Source organism: Bacillus inaquosorum KCTC 13429, from assembly GCF_000332645.1.
Classification (GTDB): Bacteria; Bacillota; Bacilli; order Bacillales; family Bacillaceae; genus Bacillus; species Bacillus inaquosorum.
The window spans coordinates 258,516-282,301 of the sequence record NZ_AMXN01000005.1 but is presented as its reverse complement, the minus strand read 5'-3'; the positions used below and the strand labels follow the sequence as shown (position 1 = coordinate 282,301).

Here is a 23,786-nt window from a genome sequence, read left to right as displayed (position 1 = left end):
TGAAAACGACGTGAATGTATTCATTATCGGTAAAGGCGGAAGAGAGCATACGCTGGCATGGAAGGTGGCGCAAAGCAGCCTCGTTGATACGGTATTTGCCGCTCCGGGAAATGACGGCATGGCAGCTTCCGCACAGCTTGTAAACATTGAGGAAAGCGACCACGCCGGGCTTGTCTCATTTGCAAAAGAAAATCAGGTCGGCCTGACCATTGTCGGCCCTGAGGTTCCTTTAATTGAAGGTCTGATTGATGAATTCGAAAAAGCCGGTTTGCGTGTATTCGGCCCGTCAAAAGCCGCTGCGATCATCGAAGGAAGCAAACAGTTCGCTAAGGATTTAATGAAGAAATATGATATTCCGACCGCAGAATACGACACGTTTACATCCTTTGAAGAGGCAAAGGCATATGTGCAGGAAAAAGGCGCTCCGATTGTCATAAAAGCGGATGGACTTGCGGCTGGAAAAGGCGTAACCGTTGCAATGACAGAGGAAGAAGCGATTGCATGTCTGCATGATTTTCTTGAGGATGAGAAGTTCGGTGATGCGAGCGCGTCTGTTGTCATTGAAGAATTTCTTTCCGGCGAAGAGTTTTCTCTTATGGCATTCGTCAAAGGAGAAAAGGTGTATCCAATGGTGATTGCCCAGGATCACAAGCGAGCGTTTGACGGAGACAAAGGCCCGAATACGGGCGGAATGGGCGCTTACTCTCCAGTTCCGCAAATTTCGGAAGAAACCGTCCGCCATGCCGTAGAAACAATCGTCAAGCCCGCTGCAAAAGCAATGGTACAAGAAGGCCGTTCCTTCACTGGCGTTTTGTACGCGGGATTGATGCTCACCGAAACCGGCTCGAAGGTCATCGAATTTAATGCCCGCTTTGGCGATCCTGAAACACAGGTCGTACTTCCGCGCATGGAATCTGATCTGGTACAAGTGCTTCTTGATCTTTTAGAAGATAAGGAAGTTGACTTGAAATGGAAGGATACTGCGGCAGTAAGTGTTGTGCTTGCTTCAGAAGGGTACCCGGAAAGCTACGCAAAAGGCACGCCGATCGGCAGCCTTGCAGCGGAAACTGAGCAGGTTGTGGTCTTCCATGCCGGAACGAAAGCAGAAGGTGGAGAGTTCGTCACAAACGGCGGCCGCGTCGCCAATGTGACTGCTTTTGATGAAACGTTTGAAGCGGCGAGAGACCGAGTGTACAAAGCCGTTGATGAGATCATCAAGCCGGGACTCTTTTTCAGAAAAGACATTGGGGCACGCGCTTTAAAAGCTGCCCAAAAATAAAATGTAGAAAACCCGCAGATTAAGCTGCGGGTTTTTTTATACAAAAGCGGGGTGGTGAGCGGAAGAAGAAAGCACAACCAGCGTAGTCGGTTTTCCGTGGGCCATCGAAGCGTCAATAAAATCTTCAAGCGTATGTACTGATTCTGTCACCACTTTTGTCACATAGCTGTACATCCCTGTAATGCGGTGGTTTTCTGCCACATCCGGGTGCGCTGCAGCAAAGGCGGCATAGTGTTTACAGCTTTTCGGCTCCATCAGAATAAAAGCCGTTACGTGCTTGTTTAGTTTTTCGTAACAGATATTCGCGCTGTAGCCGGTAATCACTCCTCTGTCTTCCAGCTTCCTGACACGTTCCGCCGCGCTTGGCGAGCTGAGTCCGACAAGCTTTCCCAGCTCAACCATCGTTAATCTGCCATTTCGCTGCAAATGCGAGAGAATTTGAAGGTCTGTATCGTCCATTTGTCTGGCTCCTTTACATGTTTAAGCAAATTCGTGAAAATTCCTTTTATCATAAGGTGATGCTGTTGATTTAACTTAATTGTAGCATATGGATGCCGTCTTATTTTTCCTATAATAAAGCCATCAACGGAAGAGGAGGCATCATGTTGCCAGAATTGCAGCGTTCTATCACTTGGATTCAAGGGACGGCATTAACGATTGGGGCCGTTTTAGGCTGCGGGATATTAATCCTGCCGTCTGTCACTGCTGACGCAGCCGGTCCCGCTTCTTTATTTGTTTGGGTGTTCATGTCTTTCTTATCTTTTCTTCTTGTCGGCACGCTGGCCCGGCTTGTGAAAATAGCGCCCAGCGCGGGAGGAATCACGGCTTATGTGCAGCTGGCTTTTCAGAAAAAAGCCGGAGCGATTTTGGGCTGGATCATGTTAGGGTCCGTTCCGATCGGCGTTCCTGTCATCGCTTTGACTGGCGCGCATTACGTCAGTTACGTTACAGAGGCTTCGGATTGGCAGATTACTTTAATTGCAGGTTGCATGCTGGCTGTCTCCATTTTGCTTCATATAAGAGGCATTCAACTATCTGCAAACATCAGTACACTCGTCATTTGTGTCATCGTATTTCTGCTTGTCGCTTCTATTGCCGTGTCATTGCCTCACGTCAGGATAGCAGAATTTAAGCCGTTACTTCCGCATGGCTGGTCTGCCGCAGGGTCTGTTTCTGTTATGATTTTTTTCTCTTTTGTAGGCTGGGAAATGATTACCCCATTGGCTGAGGAATTTCATCGCCCTGAGAAAGATGTCCCGCTCAGCTTGTTCTTGGCAGCGGCTTGTGTAGCAGGGCTGTATATCATGCTGTCTTTTGTGACGATAGGGACTCATTCCTATGGAGAGAATGGAGAAATCGCATCGCTTGCGATGCTTATCTCAAAAGGGGCCGGGGAAAGCGGAGTATATGTAACGGTATGTTTAGCACTGTTTATTACATTCGCCACCATTCACGCCAATATTGCGGGTTTTTCCCGAATGGTATACGCATTAGCGAGAGAGGGGCACATCCCCTTATATTTCGGGAAACTCAGTGAGACAAAACATACGCCTATCCGTGTATTGATAGTGCTGGCCGCAGTGTTTGGCTTAGTGCTTGCGGCGCATGGCTTGTTTCAAATCGATTTGACGGCTCTGTTAAAAGGGCCGAGTGCGGCATTCATTGCCTCTTACATATGTACAATGGCAGCAGCACTGAAACTGCTGAAATGGAGAGATTCAGGCTGGTGGATGGCGCTCGGGGCGTTTATGGCGTGCGCAGTGATTTACACGTTCAGCGGCTGGGCACTCCTTTATCCGGCAGCTCTGGCAGCCGCAGGGTATCTCTATATGAAGACAACGGGATGTCATGAGAAAAAGCTTGATCATGTTTTGTGATCAAGCTTTTCCGTTTATCTGTCTTGATGCTCTTGTTCGTTAATTCCGATAGCGCCGTTTTGAAACATGTAGGTCACAGGGCAGAAGCGCAAGATTCCCGAACCTGCTTTCAAGGCCCCCATAAAGATGTAAAAGAGGTGCATTCTGCACCAAGGCTTTTTCGTAAACTTTGCGCTGGCGGCTGACATAATCGTCAGTCCGCAGGCGATTCTGAAGACGGCATTGATGAGACTGATGTTTGGCTTCATGGAAATCCGCTCCTTTTTACTTGAAAAAGTTTTTTAAATTGAACCTTCAAAAATTTGTAACGTTTTTATCGTGCGTGATGAGTAAGGATGTGATAACATGAGTCTAATACATGTAAAGGAGAGTATGTGAATGTCCGAACGCACCTTTAACTGGAAAAACAAAGACATCAGGGCACAGGTTGATGTTGTAGACTCAAAGCTGCTTCCAACGCTCCTTTTACGGAATGCTCTCGTCTTAAATCCATATGTAAAACAATGGCTGAAAAAAAACATTTGGATTTATCAGGACCGTATTGTTTATGTAGGTCATGAACTTCCGAATAGAGCCGAAGAAATTCATACGATTGATTGTGAAGGAAAATACATTGTGCCAGGGTATATCGAACCGCACGCACATCCTTTTCAAATATATAATCCCCAAACGCTGGCGGAATATGTGTCTCAATACGGAACAACGACATTTGTGAATGATAACTTATTTTTGCTTTTACAAAGCGGAAAAAAGAAAGCGCTTACGATTTTAAATGAACTCAAAAAGCAGCCGGTCCAGTATTTTTGGTGGTCACGCTATGACCTCCAGACCGAGGTTCTGAACGAGGATCACGTTCTTCCGTTTGACGTCAGAAAACAGTGGATTGAACATCCGGATGTCATTCAAGGCGGAGAAATGACCGGATGGCCTCGTTTGGTAGATGGTGATGATTTAATGCTTCACTGCATGCAAGCTACAAAGAAACAGCGGAAACGCATTGAAGGGCATTTTCCCGGCGCTTCAGATAAAACGCTTACAAAAATGAAGCTGTTCGGAGCGGATTGTGATCATGAAGCGATGACAGGTAATGAAGTGATGAGAAGGCTGGAACTGGGCTACTATGTTTCCCTTCGGAACTCTTCCATTCGCCCTGATGTAAGAAACATATTGCAGGAGCTGCATGAGAAGGGCTTCCGCTATTATGACCACTTCTTTTATACGACAGACGGCGCGACGCCGAATTTCTATAAAGGCGGCATGACAAACGAGCTGATCCGCATCGCGTTAGAAGAAGGAGTTCCGGCAATCGATGCCTACAATATGGCATCATTTAATATCGCGAAGTATTACCAAATGGATGACTATTTAGGAGTTGTCGGACCGGGTAGACTGGCATCACTGAACATACTTGAAGACCCGTTAAACCCGAATCCTGTGACCGTTCTATCAAAAGGGATTATCCTTCGTGAAGACGGCAGTGATATGAAGGCGTTTACAAAGATGGACTGGAACAAAGGCGGTCTTGTCCCGCTTGAGCTTTCATATGATATGACGATGGATGATTTGCAGTTTTCGATGCCGATGGGCGTGAAAATGCGGAATGCGGTCATTATGGAGCCGTATATGATTGAGATCGACAATTCGATGGAGCAGCTCTCGTTTGACCATGATGAAAGTTATTTGACGATGCTTGACAAACATGGGAAATGGCGCGTCAATACGATGATAAAAGGGTTTGCCTCAAGCGTGCAGGGATTTGTGAGCTCCTTTACGACGACGGGGGATATTGTCGCGATTGGAAAAAATAAAGCGGATATGCTGCTCGCTTTCGCTCGCATGAAAGAAATCGGAGGAGGAATTGTTCTTGCGGAAAACGGGAACATTCTGCATGAAATTCCGCTTGCGCTGTGCGGATGCGCCTCTTCGGAAACGTATGAAGATGTACTTGAGAAGGAACAAAAGCTGAGAGATCTTTTGACTGAAAGAGGCTACGAATTTTGTGATCCCGTCTATACGCTGCTCTTTTTGCAAAGTACGCACCTTCCGTATATACGTATTACGCCGAGAGGAATCTTCGACGTCATGAAAAAAACTGTACTCTTTCCATCGATAATGCGTTAAAATATAAAAGAGCGGGGAGCCGACATATGAAAAAATGGATGACAGTTTGCGTGCTGTGTTTCGTGTTTTTTCTGCTTGTATCCTGTCAGCAGAAGGATGCTGTCCCTGATTCTGCAAAGAAGCCGAAAGCTTCTTTGACGGGACTGGCGACTGAACAGAAGGTGACTGAACGCCGGCCTGTTGCTGTTGTGGTGAACAATCACCCGAAGGCGAGGCCGCAGTCAGGACTGTCTAAAGCCGACATTGTCATAGAAGCGCTTGCCGAAGGGCAAATTACAAGATTTCTGGCCATTTTTCAAAGCCAGATGCCTGAAACTGTCGGCCCTGTGCGGAGCGCGCGGGAATATTTCGTCACTCTCAGCAATGGCTTTGACAGCATATTTGTCCATCACGGCTGGAGTCCCGGCGCCAAAGAGCAGCTGGAATCCGGAGCTGCCGATTATATTAACGGATTGGATTTTGACGGAAGCTTATTTTGGAGAGCCGATTTCAGCAAACCGCCCCACAATTCCTACACGTCTTATGATTACATAAAAAAGGCGGCGGAACAAAAGGGATATAAGCTGAAGCGGAAAACAGATCCGCTGCTGTTTCAAACATCAGAAGCAAAACCTGTAAATGAATCTTACAATGTTCGGGTAGATTATGGAACAAAGAACGTTACAAATCTTGTCGAATACAACTATGATAAAAAAGCTGAAGCTTATAAAAGAAGCTCTGATGGTGTCATAACGACAGACCGGGAAACCGGAAAGCCGGTTGCAATGCAAAATATTTTCATTGTTGAAGCCAGCCATCATACTATTGATCAAGATGGAAGGCGGGACATCGATCTGGAATCAGGAGGGAAAGGTCTGTTGTTTCAGCACGGAAACGTCATTGAAACAGACTGGAAACAAGTAAACGGAAGAATTGTGTCGGTAAAAGACGGCAAATGGCTGCCGTTTGTGCCAGGAAAGACTTGGATTAATATCGTGCCTGATCTCGATGCGGCTTCCATTAGTAAAGGAGAAGGTGTGTAACGATGCAAATCGATAAATTACGCGGCAAAGAGCTGGACCAGTTATTCAACTCGATCTTATCGCTGAAAGACCTGGAGGAATGTTACCGGTTCTTCGATGATCTTTGCACAATTAACGAAATTCAATCGCTGGCTCAGCGCCTTGAAGTGGCGCGCATGCTTCGCGAAGGAAACACGTACCATAAGATTGAAACAGAAACAGGCGCTTCCACAGCTACGATTTCCCGTGTGAAACGCTGCTTAAATTACGGTAATGACGCTTATGAAATGGCGCTTGACCGTGTGAAGGAGACGGAAACAGAGTCTTCTTCGAAATAACAAAGAACCGCCCTGCCGTTCGGCAAGGGCGGTTTCTTTATGAAACAAATTGGTGAATGAGTTTGTCGATGTCGACGATGCTGCCATCCTCTTTTCGATAGACAACATGCTCCTTGGAAAAGTGGATCGGCGAATTAATGCCGGCTGCGGCAGCGAGGTTAAACAGCCCCTCGCGTAGCGAAATGACGTAGTTGCAGACACGGTGCTGCTTTTCCTCGACGCTTAGTGCTTTTTGCAGTTTGGGATCTGTTGTCGCCACACCTGCCGGACAAGTGTTGGTGTGGCATACGAGAGCGCGGATGCAGCCGACCGAAAACATCATGCCGCGTGCAATGTTAACAAAGTCAGCGCCGAGGGCTAAGGCCACCGCGATTTTGTCAGGAGTCAGGAGCTTTCCGGAAGCAAAGATTTTCAGTTGGCCGCGCAAGCCGTATTGTCTAAGCAGCGTATCAACAAGAGGCAGGGCTGTCATAATCGGAAGGCCGACTGTGTCAGCGAGCTCATAAAAGGAAGCGCCGGTACCGCCTTCGCTCCCGTCGATCGTGATAAAATCCGGATGCTTTCCGCTTTTCTTCATATAAGAAAAAAGCTCGTGTAATTCGTCAGGATGGCCTGCGACAAGTTTGATTCCGACTGGCTTTTGTCCGACATCTCTAAGTTTCTCAATAAAGTCGAGCATTTCAGGAGTGCTTGAAAATTCATGAAAGCGGTTCGGGCTGTCAATCGACTTCCCGGGTTCAACATTCCGTATGTCTGCCACTTCTTCTGATACCTTGGCGCCATCCACATGGCCGCCGCGGGTTTTGGCTCCTTGCGCCAGCTTTAGCTCAAACGCTTTAATTTGGTCAAGCCTGCTTTTTCTTTTAAACTCCTCCCATGAAAATTCCCCATTTCTTTTGCGTACGCCAAAAAGCCCCGGCCCGATTTGGCAAATGATATCGGCGCCTCCCTTTAAGTGATACTCAGACAATCCCCCTTCACCGGTATTCATCCAAGTGCCGCCTGCCTGATGAAGCCCGTTTGAGAGCGCCGTAATCGCCCGTTCTCCAAGGGAACCGTAGCTCATGGCAGACTGGCCGACTAATCCCTTTACATAAAAAGGCTGCTCGCATGTATGCTCGCCGATCACTTGCACATCATCAGGGTGGAGAAAATACGGATCGGCCTTGATGTGCTCGGCGTGTTCCTTGCGTTTGAACAGATTGTCAGCATCGAGTTGATAGATTTGGGTTTCAATTTTAGGCGTTTGGTTTACACGCATTTCTTCTTTTTGTTTCGGAAACAGAGCGTTACGGATATAATAGCCCGGTTTATCAAAATCTCTTACAGATCCAAAGCCCATCATTCTGCTTTTGTATTTGCCCGAGATGACGGTTTGCTCATATTCCTTTCGTGAAAAAGGCTGCTCCTCGTTGTCATTGCTGTATAAATACTGCCTGAGCTCCGGCCCGATTTTTTCAAGGATATATCGAAACCTTCCGATCACAGGATAGTTGCGGAGGATCGAATGCTCCTGCTGTTTTTCATCCTTTATGTAGATCCAGACAAACAAAATGATGGGGATGGCAATGATCCCGATGATAAATGCGATGAGTGCAATGATGATGGTTTCCATCTGTCAGCCTCCCTTTTTTATGTAATCATTTCCACAGTTGAACGCTTTCCAAACAATAACAGTTTGGACGGAAGAAATTACAGAAACTCTTTTGGGGGACTTACAGCGTAGGTGCTTCCACATGTCATACGAATGCTCATGAGCGCTCTCTTTTTTTATGAAAAAAGAATCAAAACACCTTTTTCAGTGAATAACGAGATTAACGGCTTTTTCCGTTTTTCCGCGCTATGTGAATTTGTTATAATGTTTAAATGGTAACAAACGAATGGAGGAACGTATGACGTGTACGATGTAACGGAGTGGAAGCATGTCTTTAAACTCGATCCAAATAAAGATTTGCCTGATGAACAGCTGGAGATTCTTTGTGAATCAGGAACGGATGCGGTCATAATCGGAGGAAGCGATGGTGTGACAGAGGACAATGTCCTGCGGATGATGTCTAAGGTGAGACGGTTTTTAGTGCCGTGTGTCCTTGAGGTGTCAGCGATTGAAGCGATCGTTCCCGGCTTTGACTTATATTTTATTCCGAGTGTATTAAATAGTAAAAATGCGGACTGGATTGTCGGAATGCACCAGAGAGCCATGAAGGAATTCGGAGAACTGATGTCTATGGAAGAAATCGTGGCGGAAGGCTACTGCATTGCAAATCCGGATTGCAAAGCCGCGGCATTGACTGAAGCGCAAGCCGATCTGAGTATTGACGATATTGTCGCCTATGCGCGTGTGTCTGAGCTGCTGCATCTTCCGATTTTTTATTTAGAATACAGCGGCGTGCTTGGAGACATAGAAGCCGTGAAGAAAACGAAGGCTGTATTGGAAACGTCCACCTTGTTTTACGGCGGCGGCATCAAGGATGCGGAAACGGCAAAGCAATATGCAGAGCATGCCGACGTGATCGTTGTAGGCAATGCGGTGTATGAGGATTTTGACCGGGCTTTGAAAACAGTAGCGGCTGTGAAAGGCGAGTAGTAAATTGACCGGATTTGGTTTATGATAGAACATATGTTTTGTATAGGCGGGTGAACAAATTTTGAATTACATTAGCAATCAATTATTAAGCGGACTAAACCCTGTTCAGCAGGAAGCTGTCAAAACAACGGACGGGCCTCTCTTGCTGATGGCCGGAGCGGGAAGCGGAAAGACGCGTGTCCTGACACACAGAATCGCTTATTTAATGGCGGAAAAGCATGTGGCGCCGTGGAATATTCTGGCGATCACATTTACAAATAAAGCGGCACGCGAAATGAAAGAACGTGTGGAAAGCATTCTTGGACCGGGTGCGGACGATATCTGGATTTCTACATTCCACAGCATGTGCGTGCGGATCTTGCGCAGAGATATCGACCGGATTGGGATCAACCGCAATTTCTCCATCCTTGATACGGCTGACCAGCTTTCAGTGATCAAGGGAATTTTGAAGGAGCGCAATCTTGATCCAAAGAAGTTTGACCCAAGAAGCATCCTCGGCACGATCAGCAGTGCCAAAAACGAATTGACCGAACCGGAGGAATTCTCTAAAGTTGCCGGCGGCTACTACGATCAGGTGGTCAGCGATGTGTATGTTGATTATCAGAAGAAGCTTTTAAAAAACCAGTCGCTCGATTTCGACGATTTAATTATGACAACGATTAAACTGTTTGACCGTGTGCCGGAAGTGCTTGAATTTTATCAGCGCAAATTCCAGTACATCCACGTCGATGAGTATCAGGATACGAACAGAGCCCAATACATGCTCGTGAAGCAGCTTGCGGAGCGCTTCCAGAACCTTTGCGTTGTTGGGGACTCTGACCAGTCGATCTACAGATGGCGCGGAGCGGACATCGCCAACATTCTTTCCTTTGAAAAAGATTATCCGAACGCGAGCGTGATACTGCTTGAACAAAACTACCGTTCAACGAAACGGATTTTGCGCGCGGCTAACGAGGTCATCAAAAACAACTCAAACCGCAAACCGAAAAATTTGTGGACGGAAAACGATGAAGGCATCAAAATCTCCTATTACCGAGGAGATAATGAGTTCGGCGAAGGACAGTTTGTGGCCGGTAAAATTCATCAGCTTCACAGCTCAGGCAAGCGGAAGCTGTCGGATATCGCCATTTTGTACCGGACAAATGCGCAGTCGCGTGTGATTGAGGAAACGCTTCTCAAAGCAGGCTTGAACTATAACATTGTCGGCGGCACAAAGTTCTATGACAGAAAAGAAATTAAAGACATTCTCGCGTACCTGCGCCTCGTATCCAATCCGGATGACGATATCAGTTTCACGCGCATTGTCAATGTGCCGAAGCGCGGAGTCGGCGCGACATCACTTGAAAAGATCGCTTCGTATGCGGCGATGAACGGCTTGTCCTTTTTCCAAGCGATTCAGCAGGTCGATTTTATCGGCGTCAGCGCCAAGGCGGCCAACGCGCTCGACAGTTTCAGGCAGATGATTGAGAACCTGACCAATATGCAGGATTATTTATCCATTACAGAGCTGACAGAAGAAATTCTTGATAAGACGGAATACAGAGAAATGCTGAAGGCCGAGAAATCAATCGAAGCCCAAAGTCGTTTAGAAAACATCGACGAGTTCCTGTCCGTAACGAAAAACTTTGAACAGAAAAGCGAAGACAAAACACTCGTTGCGTTTTTGACAGACTTGGCGCTGATCGCAGACATCGATCAGCTTGATCAGAAAGAAGAGGAGTCCGGCGGCAAGGATGCAATTACCCTGATGACACTGCACGCAGCAAAAGGACTGGAGTTCCCGGTTGTTTTCTTGATGGGGCTTGAAGAAGGCGTCTTCCCGCACAGCCGTTCTCTCATGGAGGAAGAGGAAATGGAAGAAGAACGCCGCCTTGCTTACGTTGGGATTACAAGGGCGGAGCAGGAGCTTTATCTGACCAACGCTAAAATGCGCACCTTGTTTGGCCGAACAAATATGAACCCGGAATCTCGCTTTATTGCTGAAATACCGGATGATTTATTGGAAAACCTAAATGAGAAAAAAGAAACGAGAGCGCCGTCTGCGAGAAAAATGCAGCCGAGACGCGGTCCTGTTTCACGTCCGGTATCCTACGCCAGCAAAACAGGCGGCGACACCTTAAACTGGGCAGTCGGAGATAAGGCGGGCCATAAAAAATGGGGAACAGGAACTGTCGTCAGTGTGAAAGGCGAAGGAGAAGGAACGGAGCTCGATATTGCCTTCCCGAGCCCTGTCGGCGTGAAACGCCTGTTAGCAGCATTCGCTCCCATTGAAAAGCAGTAATTGAAGAGGAAAGGAAGAAGCAGATGGACAAAGAAACAGCGAAGCAGCGGGCAGACGAACTGCGCCGCACCATCAACAAGTATAGCCATGAATATTACACCTTAGATGAACCGAGCGTCCCTGATGCCGAATACGACAGATTGATGCAGGAGCTGATTGCGATCGAGGAGGAGCATCCAGACCTCAAAACGCCTGACTCTCCTACGCAGCGTGTCGGCGGAGCCGTGCTTGAAGCGTTTCAGAAAGTCACCCACGGCACGCCGATGCTCAGTTTGGGCAACGCCTTTAACGCAGATGATCTCCGTGATTTCGACCGCCGGGTTCGCCAGGCCGTCGGTGACGATGTGGCGTATAATGTGGAGCTGAAAATAGACGGTCTTGCTGTTTCTCTCCGTTATGAAGACGGCTATTTTGTCAGAGGGGCCACAAGGGGTGACGGAACGACGGGAGAGGATATTACGGAGAATCTGAAGACGATCCGCAATATTCCGCTCAAAATGAAACGTGATCTGTCAATCGAAGTGCGCGGCGAGGCGTATATGCCAAAGCGTTCGTTTGAAACGCTCAATGAGGAACGGATCAAAAACGAAGAAGAACCATTCGCCAATCCGCGAAATGCCGCCGCGGGATCACTCAGACAGCTCGATCCGAAAATTGCAGCGAAACGAAATCTTGATATCTTCGTCTACAGTATAGCGGAGCTTGATGAGATGGGTGTGGAGACGCAAAGCCAGGGGCTTGATTTTCTCGACGAAATCGGATTTAAAACGAACCAGGAACGAAAAAAATGCGGCAGCATAGAAGAAGTCATTGCGCTGATCGATGAGTTTCAGGCTAAGCGCGCTGACCTTCCGTATGAAATTGACGGCATCGTGATTAAGGTAGATTCCCTTGATCAGCAGGAAGAGCTTGGTTTTACGGCGAAAAGCCCGCGCTGGGCCATCGCGTATAAATTTCCTGCTGAAGAGGTCGTGACAAAGCTTCTCGATATCGAATTAAATGTCGGCAGAACGGGTGTGATTACGCCGACTGCGATTCTTGAGCCGGTAAAAGTTGCCGGCACAACGGTCTCAAGAGCATCCCTTCATAACGAAGATTTAATTAAAGAGAAGGACATTCGGATATTGGATAAGGTCGTCGTCAAAAAAGCGGGCGATATCATTCCGGAAGTCGTGAACGTCCTCGTTGAACAGCGCACAGGAGAAGAAAAGGAATTCAGCATGCCGACGGAATGTCCTGAATGCGGAAGCGAACTCGTCCGTATCGAAGGAGAAGTGGCACTTCGCTGCATTAACCCTGAATGTCCGGCGCAAATCCGAGAAGGGCTGATCCATTTCGTTTCCCGCAATGCCATGAACATTGACGGGCTTGGCGAACGAGTGATCACACAGCTGTTTGGGGAGAACCTCGTCCGCAATGTCGCGGATTTGTATAAGCTGACGAAGGAACAGGTCATTCAGCTCGAACGCATGGGCGAAAAGTCCACAGAAAACCTGATCAGCTCCATCCAAAAATCAAAAGAAAATTCGTTAGAGCGCTTGCTATTCGGACTCGGCATCCGCTTTATCGGTTCAAAGGCTGCAAAGACGCTCGCCATGCATTTTGAAAGCCTGGAGAACCTGAAAAACGCCTCTAAAGAGGAACTTCTCGCGGTAGATGAGATCGGTGAAAAAATGGCTGACGCGGTCATCACCTATTTTCATAAAGAAGAAATGCTTGAACTCTTGAATGAACTTCAGGAGCTGGGCGTAAACACACTCTATAAGGGCCCGAAAAAAGTAAAAGCAGAGGACAGCGATTCTTACTTTGCCGGTAAAACAATTGTCCTGACAGGAAAGCTGGAACAACTGTCAAGAAACGATGCCAAAGCGCAAATCGAAGCGCTCGGCGGCAAGCTGACTGGCAGCGTCAGCAAAAACACAGACTTGGTCATCGCCGGAGAAGCGGCGGGAAGCAAGCTGACAAAAGCGCAAGAGCTGAACATTGAAGTATGGAATGAAGAACAGTTAATGGGAGAGCTAAAGAAATAAGAGGAGTGTTTTCTATTGAAAAAGACGTTGGTAATGGCGGCAACGGCGGCAGTATTAATGCTGTCTGCCTGCTCGTCAGGTTTTGGGGGGGAGAAGGAGGAAGAGATCACGCAAAAGACGGCGAAGTCGTCAGAAAAAGCGATTGTCCCGAAATATAATATCTCTGACTCCTATTACAAAATGGTGCTGCCGTTTAAGGCGGGAAAAGCGCGCGGCTTGACGACGGAACAGCTGAATACAAGACTGGACATTGATGAGTTTGAAACAGGGCTGATGCGTCTTGCCCAAGATTCTTTCTCTACTGACGATTATCTGTTCCAAGAAGGGCAATATTTAGATGAAGATACAGTATTAAGCTGGCTGGCACGGAAAAAAACAGGCTCTGATCTGAAAAAAGCCCAAAAAGAAGATAAAAACTTCAAAAATGAAGGCTTGAACCCAGCGCTTCCGAGCTCCGGTTCAACAGAAGAAAAGAACGAAAGCAGCCCGGTTTATTTAGCGTCCATGCTGGAGCACGATTATTTAGTCAGAAAAGACAAGAATTCCATCCAGCTTGGCGGCGTGATGATCGGACTGGCGTTAAACTCCGTGTATTACTATCGTGAAAAAACAGGCGACCCTCAAAAAGAAGTGGAGATTAAAGAAAGCACGCTTCGCGAGCAGGGTGAAAAAATCGCACAAGAGGTCATTAACCGCCTCCGAAAAAAAGATAACCTGAAGAATGTGCCGATTACCGTCGCGCTCTACAAGCAGGCGTCAAAAACATCGATTGTGCCGGGGAACTTTATTGCCAAAACAGAAGTCAAAGCAGGCTCCACGGATATCTCAAACTGGGATGACATAAACGAAAAATATGTTTTCTATCCGGCGGATACAACCACAGCAGAAAAATACCCGGATGACACCGAGGTCTTTAAGCGGTTCAAAAACTCAATTGAAGAATATTTTCCGAACTACACAGGCGTTGTAGGGACTGCCCTGTATGAAAAAGATGAAATGACGAAAATGAAAATTGATATTCCAATGCAATTCTACGGAAAAAGTGAAGTTGTCGCGTTTACCCAGTTCTTAACGGGTGAAGTAATGGATTACTACTCCAAGAGCTCAGTTGATGTCGAAGTCAATATCACATCCTCAGACGGACAGGAAGCGGTCATTATCCGCAATGCGGGAGATAAAGAGCCGACTGTTCACATTTATGACTAATATTGGATGACCCCTTGTGCCGCTGCGGCGCAGGGGTTTTTTGCGTTTTTTTGAAGGTTAAGTAGCATTGGAGAGGGTATTTATTTATGTTATGATGTTCTAAAAATAGAAAAGGGTTGAAATTATGAAAAATAAATCCTTTTATTTCATATGGGCGGGCCAGTCAATTGCCAATTTAGGAGATTCTTTATACGTGCTGGTACTGACCCTGTTTACGTATCAAGTCACAGACTCGGCCTTTTTGGCTTCGCTGGTAGCCATGATGCAGTTCGTGGGTCAGTCATTAAGCGCAGTATTTATACCGGTTTTTATTCATAAATACAGATTAAAGCACATTTTGATTTTTTTACAGTTAACGCAAACCATTCTGTTATCTTTGTTGCTTCTCATATTTATGATAGATTTTAAATCTATTTTTATTTTTTTCTTTATTGTATTTTTAATGTCGCTGTTAGATGGAGGAACTATTCCGGTCAGAAATTCAATGATTCCCCGTTTTGTTCCAAAATCTATGTTGTTGAAAGCAAACAGCCTGGTGCTGACCTCTGATCAAATCGTGCTTTTGCTCGGTTGGCTGCTCGGCGGTATTTTGATCAAATGGCTCGGGCCGCAATTGCTTCTATTGTTGACTTTTGCACTTTATGGCACCTCTACAGTATCTTTATTTTTTGTCAAGGATGCGGGAAAAGGAGATGCCGAAAAGGAAGAAAACGAGTCCTTTATGGATAAAATTTCCTCCGGGTGGAAAGCAATTTATCAAATGCCTGTTATCAGAATGCTGACTGTTCTTGAGCTTTTATCCATGTTCGGCAGAAGTATTTGGACAGGAGCCATTATCCTTGTTTATGTCGATGAAGTGCTGCATCAAAACGAAACATGGTGGGGGTTTATTAATGCGAGCTATTTCGCCGGCACCATTACAGGCGGTTTAATCGTTTGGAAACTTTCAAAAATAATGAACGGAAAACTGTTCTCGATGATTTTATGGACATCACTTGCCATCGGGGCTTGCACACTATGCCTTGCGCTTAACAAGTATGCGTTGGCATCGCTGCTTTTTGTCTTTATTTTAGGACCTTCATTTCAGCTCCGGGGAATTGCGATCAGAACTTATGTGCAGGAGAGCATAAACGAAACTTTGCTTCCGAAAATACTGTCGGCTCAGCATACAATAAGTACATTTGTATACGGCGCATCGATCTTAATTATGAGTAGCCTTACTGATTGGCTGGGTGTTCAATATGTATTTTTCTTGAATTTTATTATTTTTACCGTTTCAGCGCTTTTATCTTTAAAACTAAAAAATGAACAAATATAGACAATGTTTTATAAATATTTACAAATTATTTGTTGTGTGTTTAAATTGGTGATGTAAAATACTACTTGTAAAGAGGTGGATATGTTGAATGGTAATTTGAATTTATTTCCTCTTTCTCATCATCAAAAAAGGATATTAAATATCGAAAATTTATACCCAGAAACAGCTATTAATCATATTGGCGGCCTCATCCAAATCAATGGAAAACTTCATCTTGAGACGTTAAAAAAAGCCATTCAGCATTGTATCAGACAGACAGAGTCCCTCAGAATACGGCTCATGAAGCAGGAAGGATCAGTTCTTCAATACATAGACGAAAAAGCGCAGGCCCGTGTGCCATCAGTCGATTTTACTTCAGCAGACCATCCATATGAAAGAATGCTAGATTGGGCCGAACGGGAATTTAAAATACCTTTCTCTTTATATGATGGCGCGCTTGTTCAATTTTATGTTTTCCAAACAGATGAAGCAACCTGCGGGTATTTAATCAAATGCCATCATATTGTTGCTGACGGCTGGTCTATGAAAATCATCATTGATAAGATTAAGGATCTGTACATGCTTCTGGCAAATGGAGAACTGCCTGAAGAAGCCGCTGACGACTATTCGATTCTCATAGAAAAAGAGAAAAAATACCTTTCTTCGCCACGATATCAAAAAGATGCCGCATTTTGGAAAGAGGAATTTTCTCATTTGCCGGACAGCTTCTTGTCAAAAAGTTCAGCGAACATTGCGGGAAAACGCAAACGATTTAAACTTGACCAAGAACATTCTGCTACTGTTTATGAATTTATTCAAAAGCAAGGCTCTTCGTTAAACGCATTGTTTACCGCATCGCTGTTTTGGTATTTAAGCAAAGCAACGGGAGAGAATGATTTCATTATCGGCACGCCGGTACTAAACAGGTCTGGAAAGAAGGAAAAAAGCACGGCGGGGATGACTGTCAGTACGATGCCGTTCAGAAAGAAAACAGACCTGGACCAGCGTTTTTCAGACTTTTTACAAGAAGTCAATTCAGACTACCTGAAATACTTTCTCCACCAACGGTACCCCTATGACGAACTGATAAAGGAATTACAGCTGGCAAAACAGGGATACGACCAGCTCTTCCAAATGTATATCAATTCATACAACACCGATCTTGCTTCTGATATAGATGGATGCCATGTCGAATATGAAGAATTATATAACGGATCACAGCCTTATTCCCTTCAAATTGCGGTTAAAGAATGGGACGAAGGCGGAGCAATCGAATTGCAGTTCGACTACAAGGTTGCGGATTACAGCGAAGCGGAAATTCAGCAATTGAAAGACCGTTTACTCCGCCTGATTTTATTGCTTATCGAGGATCCAGACATTCAATTTAGACATTTGTCTATATTAACTGAACAAGAAAAAAGGGACGAGATATTTAAGTGGAATCAGACGCAGGCCGACTATCCGAAAGAGCAGACAATCAATCAATTAATTCAAGCAACAGCCTTGCAGCATCCGTTTCGCACAGCGATAGAGGATGGGGGCAGACATGTTTCTTATCAAGAACTGGATGAACGCTCCAACCAAATTGCTCGCTGCCTTATACATCAAGGAATAAGCCGCGGTGATTTTGTTGCCGTGAGCATGAAACACTCACCGGAGTTGATTGCTGTTTTACTGGGCATTTTAAAAGCAGGCGGCGCTTATGTGCCGATCGACCCCGAGTATCCCGCGGAACGAATCAAGTATATTTTAGAAAATAGTGAAGCGGCGTTTTTTATTACAGACCCTCTTTTTAAAATAGACTGCTGTTTGCCAAGGCACGTAAAACAAATCAGTATTGACTGCACCATGTTTAATGATTTAGATACGGGACAGTTAGACATCAGGAACGATCCTTCCGACATCGCATATATGATTTACACTTCTGGATCAACAGGGCAGCCGAAAGGCGTGATGATCGAACATCAAAGCCTTGTGAACTACATTACATCAGCCTCTCAGAATTATACTTCTTCCCAAGAGGACAGCTTTGCGCTGTACTCATCCATAGCTTTTGATTTAACCGTTACATCCATTTACACCCCATTAGTGACAGGAAATAAGATTGTCATTTACAGACAAGAAGATATCCCGGAATTTATACTACATCAAATCGTAAAAGAAATGAAAACAGCTGTCATCAAGCTGACACCAGCACATTTAGCGTTGCTGAAAGATGCAAACTTAAAAGATTCCTCTATAAAAAGAATGATCGTTGGCGGAGAGCAGCTGTCTGTTTCTTTAGCACGCCAAATAACAGAAGCATCAGATCACCGCATCGAGATCTTTAATGAATACGGGCCGACAGAAGCGACCGTTGGGTGTATGATCCACAAATATGACCGAGAACAGGATCAGCAAGCTTCGGTTCCAATTGGGGTTCCGCTGCAGAATACAGAAATTTATTTATTAGATGAACAGCTGCAGCCTGTATTGCCGGGAACTCAAGGTGAAATGTATATTTCGGGCGATAATGTTGCCAGAGGATATTGGAAGCGTCCGGATTTGCAAACCGAGCGTTTTCTGGATAACCCTTTCATGAAGGGCAGAAAAATGTATAAGACAGGCGATCTGGCGAAAAGAACGAATAATGGATTGCTTGAATATGCAGGGCGTAAAGACCATCAAATCAAATTGAAAGGCTACCGTATAGAACTGGGAGAAATTGAATTAGCCCTGCTTTCTCTCGAGGAAATAGAAGAAGCGGTTGTCATTGATTTTGGTGATTCACAGGGCAGAAAGCAATTGGCGGCATATGTAGTGAGCTCTGCACCTACGCCAGTGCTGGAGCTTAGGAAAAAGCTTTCTGGCAAACTGCCCGTTTTTATGGTTCCGGCCTACTTTATCAAGATGGATCATATTCCGCTTACGCAAAATGGAAAAACGGATAAAAAAGCACTTCCTGATCCTTTACTGTATCAAGAACAGACAGATTACGGATTGTTAAATGAAGAGCAGAAGGAAACAGAGGCGGTTCTTTTGGAGACCGCGAAGGAGATTCTCGGCCAGACTGATATTTGCCCAGAGGATCATTTTTATCAGCTTGGCGGAGATTCTATCAAAGCCATTCAATTCGTTTCGAAAATGAAAGAAAAAGGTCTTTTTATTAAGACTCAGGATATTATGACTTATCCCGTATTTAGAGAACTGGTCAGTGCTGTGACTAGCAAACAATCGCCTGCAATTTCTCAACAACAAGCAGAAGGCAGAGTGATGGGCACGCCGATTACCCAATGGTTCTGGTCCTTGGATTTAAAGTGCGCTCATTTCTGGCATCAATCGGTTATGCTAACTGCTGAAAAAGAGGTTCACCTTGAAGATGTAAAGGCGGTTCTGTCTCTTTTAATCAATCATCACGACAGCTTGCGAATGAATGTAGAAAAAGAAACGAATACCTTGGTCTATCACAATACAAATATCGAACCTTATATCGAATACCATGATTTGTCTAATCTTTCCGAGGAAGAGCAAACCAAACAAATAGCGGTGATCGGGCAGGAAATGAGAGAAAGCACGGACTTATACAATGGAGTGCTTTTTAAAACCGGTGTGATCAAAGCAAACGAAAAAACGCATTTGTTATTTACAGCCCATCACCTGATCGCGGACGGTGTATCATGGCAAATCCTGATTGATGATTTTCTTGCTCTTTTACATTCAATAGATAAGAAGGAAGAGAAGAGACTGCCTTTAAAGACACATTCTTATCAGGAATTTTCAAATTCGATCCATGAATACGCTTATTCGCGTGAGGCGGAAGAAGAATGCAGCTATTGGAATAAAAAAGTGAAAAAGATTGAGCCGCTCTATGGGATTTGTCTGGAAAATTCCAAAGTTGAAAATAGCATAAAACTGAAACGGTCTTTGAGCAGCCAGATGACTCAAAAACTGCTCAGTGAAGCAAATGAGGCGTATCAAACCCAAACAAATGATTTGCTTATCACTGCGTTAATCCGGGCTTGCCATCATTGCACAGGCAAAGAGGTTATTTCTTTGGAATTGGAAGGTCACGGAAGAGAGACATTAAAGGAAGACTTAGATTTTTCAAGAACGTTCGGGTGGTTTACAGCAATGTATCCCGCCGTGTTTCAGGCAGAGGCTGATCTGCCGGCGCAAATCCGTTCAGTGAAAGAAAACCTGCGGAATATTCCCAATAAGGGTATTGGCTACGGCGCTCTCACCTATTTGAGTAAACGAATGCCGGATCACAGGAAGCCTGAGCTGCGCTTTAATTATCTGGGAGAAGTTGACCGTTTTTTAGCAGACAAATCAGAATACCGCATGACTTATTTAAATTCAGGCGCCGAGTCATCACCTGAAAATAGTCTGACAGTCAGTCTTGATTTGACTGCGGGAATCTATGACGGACAGCTAACGTTGGATTTAATCTGCAGCGATCTTTATCAGACAGAGGATATGGAACAGCTTTTAGATGAATTTTTTGTACAGCTGAAGGAGCTGACTGAACATTGCTGTAAACAAGAGTCTGTCGAATATACGCCATCAGATTTTGAAACCGCCTCATTATCTATTGAAGAATTGGATTCCTTGTTCAAATGATGAGAAACGCATGGCTGGTTTTATGTCTTTGTATCCTGTCAATTCAAATCTGGGGTGGCGGACAGGCAAGCGCTCAGACGCCAGTTGATAAGCGCATTGACGCTCTGATCGAAAAGCAGATGAAGGAAAGCGGAATACCGGGGATCTCAGTGACAGTGGTAAAAGGAAATGATGTGGTATACGAAAAGGGGTTTGGTTATGCCGGTGAAAGACATAGCCGCCCTGTAACCGCCTCGACATTGTTTGAGATGGGCTCAACCTCTAAAGCGTTTACTGCACTGGGTGTGCTTAAGCTTGTACGTTCGGGGGCAATCAATCTAAATGACCCTGTCAGCCGGTATATCAGCGGATTTTATGCAGTTTACAACGGAAAGAAAACAGATATCACCATTCAACAGCTGCTGCATCATACAAGCGGAATTCCTTTTTTATCGATAGCGGATATCAAAGTTGATTCAAAGGAAGATGCTTTGGAGAAAACGGCGAAGGGATTAAAGGGAGTTGAACTTAGTCATAAGCCGGGAAGCACATTTGAATATGCCACAATCAATTATGATGTGCTGGGATATATCATTGAACAGGCATCAGGCCAGCCGTACGAGCAATATATGGCTGAGCACGTTTTTAAGCAGTTAGATATGTCAAACACGTATGCGGGGCGGCACGCTGGTCATGCCGGCGATGTATCATCAGGTTTTAAAATTGGATTTTTAAAAGCCAGAGCCTATAAAGCGCCTGAGTATAGGGGGAACACGCCTGCCGGATATATTATCACGAACGCAGAGGATGTATCCAAATGGCTTCGATTTCAGCTGAATCAAAGTGACGGTGATATAAGCCGCTTGATTGAGCAGAGCCACCTGCCTGATAAAAGCGTAAAAACCGACGAGCCGGGCGTGTATTATGGTGCGGGATGGTCAATTTTTGAAAAAAAGGGCAGAGTCAAAGAAATGTTCCATGCCGGCTCCAACCCCAACTTTTCTTCGTTTATTATCGTCAGCCCTGATGATAATGCGGCTGTAGGGGTTTTGGCCAATATGAACAGCGCGTACCCTGAGAAAATCGCTCGTTCTGTTTTACAAGTGATTGCCGATCCAAATCAAAAACAGGACGGTTCTGTCACTGATCCGTTCCAGGTCATTGATAAAGCTGCGGCTGCCATGCTGGTTTTATTCAGTTTATTGCTTATTGTTCTGCTGTGGAGAATTTATATTTTTCTAAAAGGCGTAAAATCGAAAAATGTTCCTGTTCAGCAGCGAACAAGAATAAAGGCACTGCTTTGGGTGATTTTGCTGGCAGCCGGAATAGTGGCGCCTAAGCTCATTTCAGTCTTCGCCTTTAATGGCTTGCCTTGGAGCATGATATTTATTTGGGGGCCCGGTTCTCTTCTTTATTTGGCGGCGGTTTATTATATGCTGCTCCTTGCCTCCTGTATATTCGGTTTAACCGCTTGTTTTTTCAATCACCGTGCCGCAAGAAGGAGTGAGACGCATGAAATGTGAAACATCTATCCCTGATATTCAGCCGTTTAACGACCTATTTTATCGCAGCTGTTTTTTTAACTGTTATTTTTCAGTGGTTCGCTCGTTTCAGCAAGAAATCTATCCTTATCTTTTAAATGACATATATTCGTATCAATTGGATGAAGACGGTTATCCAATGATTGATCGGACTGAAGTTTATGATCCTGAGTATGTCATGAATCAGCAGGGAATAAGCGCGGATAAGCAATCGGTGAGCAGCAGTCTCATAGATGATGTGAAACGGGATGTTCTTAAAAATAAACCCGTCATCATTTGGTTGGATACATATGCACAGCCTTATAGACAGGAATATATGTCTAAGCATAAGCGGAACAGCATACTGATTTATGGCTTTCATGACGTAGATCAGACTGTTCTTGCTATTGAAAACCGTTATCCCGATAACTTGTCATATGAAGCCAGACATATTTCATATCAGCATTTGGCCAAAGCCTATCAAGGCTTTCACAGTTATTTTCAGCCTCCTGCCGCTTTTCATTCTTATGCCTCCTTTTCTTATGATCCGGACAGGGATCGCTCAGGGCAAAGCATTTTCAAGGATGCGGCTGCCTTCTTTGTTCATAACATCACCGAGCATGTAGATCGGATGTTATCCGGTTTGGCGTCCTTCAGCCGGTTTACTGAGCAATTTCACAGCATAAGAGACAGCGAAAAGCTCCTTCATTCATTTAATGGAATTTTAAATGTAAAAAAAACAGAGCAATACCGCCTCGCATTTCTTCCAGCGTTTGAACAGCTTGCCGCTGTGACGTCTGACATTATTGATGAGTGGGAAGCAGCGCGGCATCTTGCGGCTAAGCTTTATTTTTCGGAAGGATCTTCTTCTGGTTATGAAGACCGGATCAAAGATTCACTGAAAAAAGTGCTGGAACTTGAAGCAGCCCATATTGAATGCCTGAAGGATATTGGTAAAGAGGAGAGGGTCAAATGATCAAATTATTCTGTCTGCCGTATGCCGGGGGTTCGAGCACCATCTTCAGCGGGTGGAAAAGATTTCTTGATGCATCAGTTGAACTGGTGGCCTTAGAGCTTCCGGGACATGGAACGAGAATGTCTGAGCCATTGCTGAATCATGCAGGATCCGTGACGGAAGATCTTTTTGAGCAAGCAAAATCCCATTTGGGTGATTCGGATTATGCCATTTTTGGACACAGCATGGGATCGCTGCTTGCATACGAATTGCAAAAGAAATTAACTATGGAAAATAAACAGCCGATCCATATGTTCTTTTCCGGGCGTTTCCCGCCTCATATCCCGGAAAAGAAAGTGCTTCATCAGCTTTCAAATGCCGCTTTAAAACAAGCGATTATTGAGATGGGGGGTGTACCCGAAGAATTCAGCAAAAATGAGCAGGTGCTTGACTTTTTCCTTCCTATTTTAAGAGCTGACTTTGAGTTGCTGGAAACATACAGGAATACAGCTGTTGCTCCTTTATCGTGCGATATTTCGGTTTTTTACGGAAAACGTGATCTGCCGTCAGTGCTGTTTGATTTATCTGATTGGAATCAGTACACCGATCAGACATGCAGATTTTACGAATTTGAAGGAGATCATTTTTTCATTAATCAGAAGATAAAAGAAGTGACAGCTAAAATCAATCATATTTTGAATCAGACAGGAGTGGTATGA

The 23,786-nt window shown here is 45.1% G+C and carries 17 protein-coding genes; 14 read left to right on the top strand and 3 right to left on the bottom strand.

The features are described from left to right. The first annotated feature begins 10 nt into the window (after positions 1 to 10). Positions 11 to 1,279 (top strand): phosphoribosylamine--glycine ligase, encoded by a 1,269-nt coding sequence (gene purD, locus BSI_RS06530; RefSeq protein ID WP_004397691.1) that lies wholly within the window; start codon positions 11 to 13, stop codon positions 1,277 to 1,279. A 36-nt stretch (positions 1,280 to 1,315) separates the two neighbouring features. Here the strand turns inward: purD and BSI_RS06535 are convergent, their stop codons facing one another. Next, the gene (locus BSI_RS06535; protein WP_004397689.1) at positions 1,316 to 1,738 is read right to left on the bottom strand and encodes an Lrp/AsnC family transcriptional regulator; all 423 of its coding nucleotides are present in this window, start codon (positions 1,736 to 1,738) and stop codon (positions 1,316 to 1,318) included. Between the two features lie 143 nt (positions 1,739 to 1,881). On the opposite strand from BSI_RS06535, the gene BSI_RS06540 reads away from it, so the two are divergent. Beyond that, positions 1,882 to 3,156: an APC family permease gene (locus BSI_RS06540; RefSeq protein WP_004397687.1), complete on the top strand. Its 1,275-nt coding sequence runs from the start codon at positions 1,882 to 1,884 to the stop codon at positions 3,154 to 3,156. A 14-nt stretch (positions 3,157 to 3,170) separates the two neighbouring features. Here BSI_RS06540 and BSI_RS06545 read toward each other — a convergent pair whose 3' ends face one another. Further along, a complete protein-coding gene (locus BSI_RS06545) occupies positions 3,171 to 3,404 on the bottom strand; it encodes a YgaP family membrane protein (protein ID WP_004397684.1) in 234 nt (77 codons plus the stop codon). 130 nt (positions 3,405 to 3,534) lie between these two features. Here BSI_RS06545 and BSI_RS06550 point away from each other — a divergent pair, with 130 nt between their 5' ends. The 3 genes from BSI_RS06550 to BSI_RS06560 are packed head-to-tail and all read left to right on the top strand — an operon-like array spanning position 3,535 to position 6,616. Continuing rightward, positions 3,535 to 5,277 (top strand): adenine deaminase, encoded by a 1,743-nt coding sequence (locus BSI_RS06550; RefSeq protein ID WP_004397681.1) that lies wholly within the window; start codon positions 3,535 to 3,537, stop codon positions 5,275 to 5,277. 26 nt (positions 5,278 to 5,303) lie between these two features. Then, positions 5,304 to 6,299, top strand: coding sequence for a DUF3048 domain-containing protein (locus BSI_RS06555; protein WP_004397666.1), 996 nt, complete (start codon positions 5,304 to 5,306; stop codon positions 6,297 to 6,299). 2 nt (positions 6,300 to 6,301) lie between these two features. Continuing rightward, positions 6,302 to 6,616, top strand: a complete 315-nt coding sequence (locus BSI_RS06560; protein WP_003219429.1) for a YerC/YecD family TrpR-related protein — start codon at positions 6,302 to 6,304, stop codon at positions 6,614 to 6,616. Positions 6,617 to 6,653: 37 nt separating this feature from the next. Here the strand turns inward: BSI_RS06560 and BSI_RS06565 are convergent, their stop codons facing one another. Next, complete coding sequence (locus BSI_RS06565) at positions 6,654 to 8,231, bottom strand: FMN-binding glutamate synthase family protein (protein WP_004397657.1); 1,578 nt, start codon at positions 8,229 to 8,231, stop codon at positions 6,654 to 6,656. Between the two features lie 282 nt (positions 8,232 to 8,513). Between BSI_RS06565 and pcrB the strand changes: the two genes are divergently transcribed. The 9 genes from pcrB (at position 8,514) to BSI_RS06610 (ending at position 23,786) form a co-directional block, all read left to right on the top strand. Then, the gene (gene pcrB, locus BSI_RS06570; protein ID WP_003240137.1) at positions 8,514 to 9,200 is read left to right on the top strand and encodes a heptaprenylglyceryl phosphate synthase; all 687 of its coding nucleotides are present in this window, start codon (positions 8,514 to 8,516) and stop codon (positions 9,198 to 9,200) included. 61 nt (positions 9,201 to 9,261) lie between these two features. Continuing rightward, positions 9,262 to 11,481: a DNA helicase PcrA gene (gene pcrA, locus BSI_RS06575; protein WP_003240136.1), complete on the top strand. Its 2,220-nt coding sequence runs from the start codon at positions 9,262 to 9,264 to the stop codon at positions 11,479 to 11,481. Between the two features lie 23 nt (positions 11,482 to 11,504). Next, complete coding sequence (gene ligA, locus BSI_RS06580) at positions 11,505 to 13,511, top strand: NAD-dependent DNA ligase LigA (RefSeq protein ID WP_003240134.1); 2,007 nt, start codon at positions 11,505 to 11,507, stop codon at positions 13,509 to 13,511. 15 nt (positions 13,512 to 13,526) lie between these two features. After that, complete coding sequence (locus BSI_RS06585; RefSeq protein ID WP_003240132.1) at positions 13,527 to 14,717, top strand: CamS family sex pheromone protein; 1,191 nt, start codon at positions 13,527 to 13,529, stop codon at positions 14,715 to 14,717. Between the two features lie 124 nt (positions 14,718 to 14,841). Further along, positions 14,842 to 16,035: an MFS transporter gene (locus BSI_RS06590; RefSeq protein WP_003240131.1), complete on the top strand. Its 1,194-nt coding sequence runs from the start codon at positions 14,842 to 14,844 to the stop codon at positions 16,033 to 16,035. A gap of 81 nt (positions 16,036 to 16,116) precedes the next feature. Continuing rightward, entirely contained in the window at positions 16,117 to 20,613 is a 4,497-nt protein-coding gene (locus BSI_RS06595; protein ID WP_032732205.1) for a non-ribosomal peptide synthetase, read from the top strand. Beyond that, complete coding sequence (locus BSI_RS06600; protein ID WP_003240126.1) at positions 20,610 to 22,115, top strand: serine hydrolase domain-containing protein; 1,506 nt, start codon at positions 20,610 to 20,612, stop codon at positions 22,113 to 22,115. Before BSI_RS06595 ends, BSI_RS06600 begins: the two co-directional genes overlap by 4 nt. Then, on the top strand, positions 22,105 to 23,088 hold the full coding sequence (locus BSI_RS06605) for a cysteine peptidase family C39 domain-containing protein (protein WP_003240124.1): 984 nt from the start codon (positions 22,105 to 22,107) through the stop codon (positions 23,086 to 23,088). Before BSI_RS06600 ends, BSI_RS06605 begins: the two co-directional genes overlap by 11 nt. Then, on the top strand, positions 23,085 to 23,786 hold the full coding sequence (locus BSI_RS06610; RefSeq protein ID WP_003240123.1) for a thioesterase II family protein: 702 nt from the start codon (positions 23,085 to 23,087) through the stop codon (positions 23,784 to 23,786). The genes BSI_RS06605 and BSI_RS06610 overlap by 4 nt, the downstream gene beginning before the upstream one ends.

Bases quoted from the DNA above. Each gene is read 5' to 3' on its own strand.
- BSI_RS06560 (WP_003219429.1), top strand. From the start codon at position 6,302: ATGCAAATCGATAAATTACGCGGCAAAGAGCTGGACCAGTTATTCAAC.
- BSI_RS06590 (WP_003240131.1), top strand. From the start codon at position 14,842: ATGAAAAATAAATCCTTTTATTTCATATGGGCGGGCCAGTCAATTGCC.
- BSI_RS06595 (WP_032732205.1), top strand. From the start codon at position 16,117: ATGTTGAATGGTAATTTGAATTTATTTCCTCTTTCTCATCATCAAAAA.
- BSI_RS06545 (WP_004397684.1), bottom strand. From the start codon at position 3,404: ATGAAGCCAAACATCAGTCTCATCAATGCCGTCTTCAGAATCGCCTGC.
- ligA (WP_003240134.1), top strand. From the start codon at position 11,505: ATGGACAAAGAAACAGCGAAGCAGCGGGCAGACGAACTGCGCCGCACC.
- BSI_RS06540 (WP_004397687.1), top strand. From the start codon at position 1,882: ATGTTGCCAGAATTGCAGCGTTCTATCACTTGGATTCAAGGGACGGCA.
- BSI_RS06535 (WP_004397689.1), bottom strand. From the start codon at position 1,738: ATGGACGATACAGACCTTCAAATTCTCTCGCATTTGCAGCGAAATGGC.
- BSI_RS06610 (WP_003240123.1), top strand. From the start codon at position 23,085: ATGATCAAATTATTCTGTCTGCCGTATGCCGGGGGTTCGAGCACCATC.
- BSI_RS06555 (WP_004397666.1), top strand. From the start codon at position 5,304: ATGAAAAAATGGATGACAGTTTGCGTGCTGTGTTTCGTGTTTTTTCTG.
- BSI_RS06600 (WP_003240126.1), top strand. From the start codon at position 20,610: ATGATGAGAAACGCATGGCTGGTTTTATGTCTTTGTATCCTGTCAATT.
- BSI_RS06565 (WP_004397657.1), bottom strand. From the start codon at position 8,231: ATGGAAACCATCATCATTGCACTCATCGCATTTATCATCGGGATCATT.
- BSI_RS06605 (WP_003240124.1), top strand. From the start codon at position 22,105: ATGAAATGTGAAACATCTATCCCTGATATTCAGCCGTTTAACGACCTA.
- BSI_RS06550 (WP_004397681.1), top strand. From the start codon at position 3,535: ATGTCCGAACGCACCTTTAACTGGAAAAACAAAGACATCAGGGCACAG.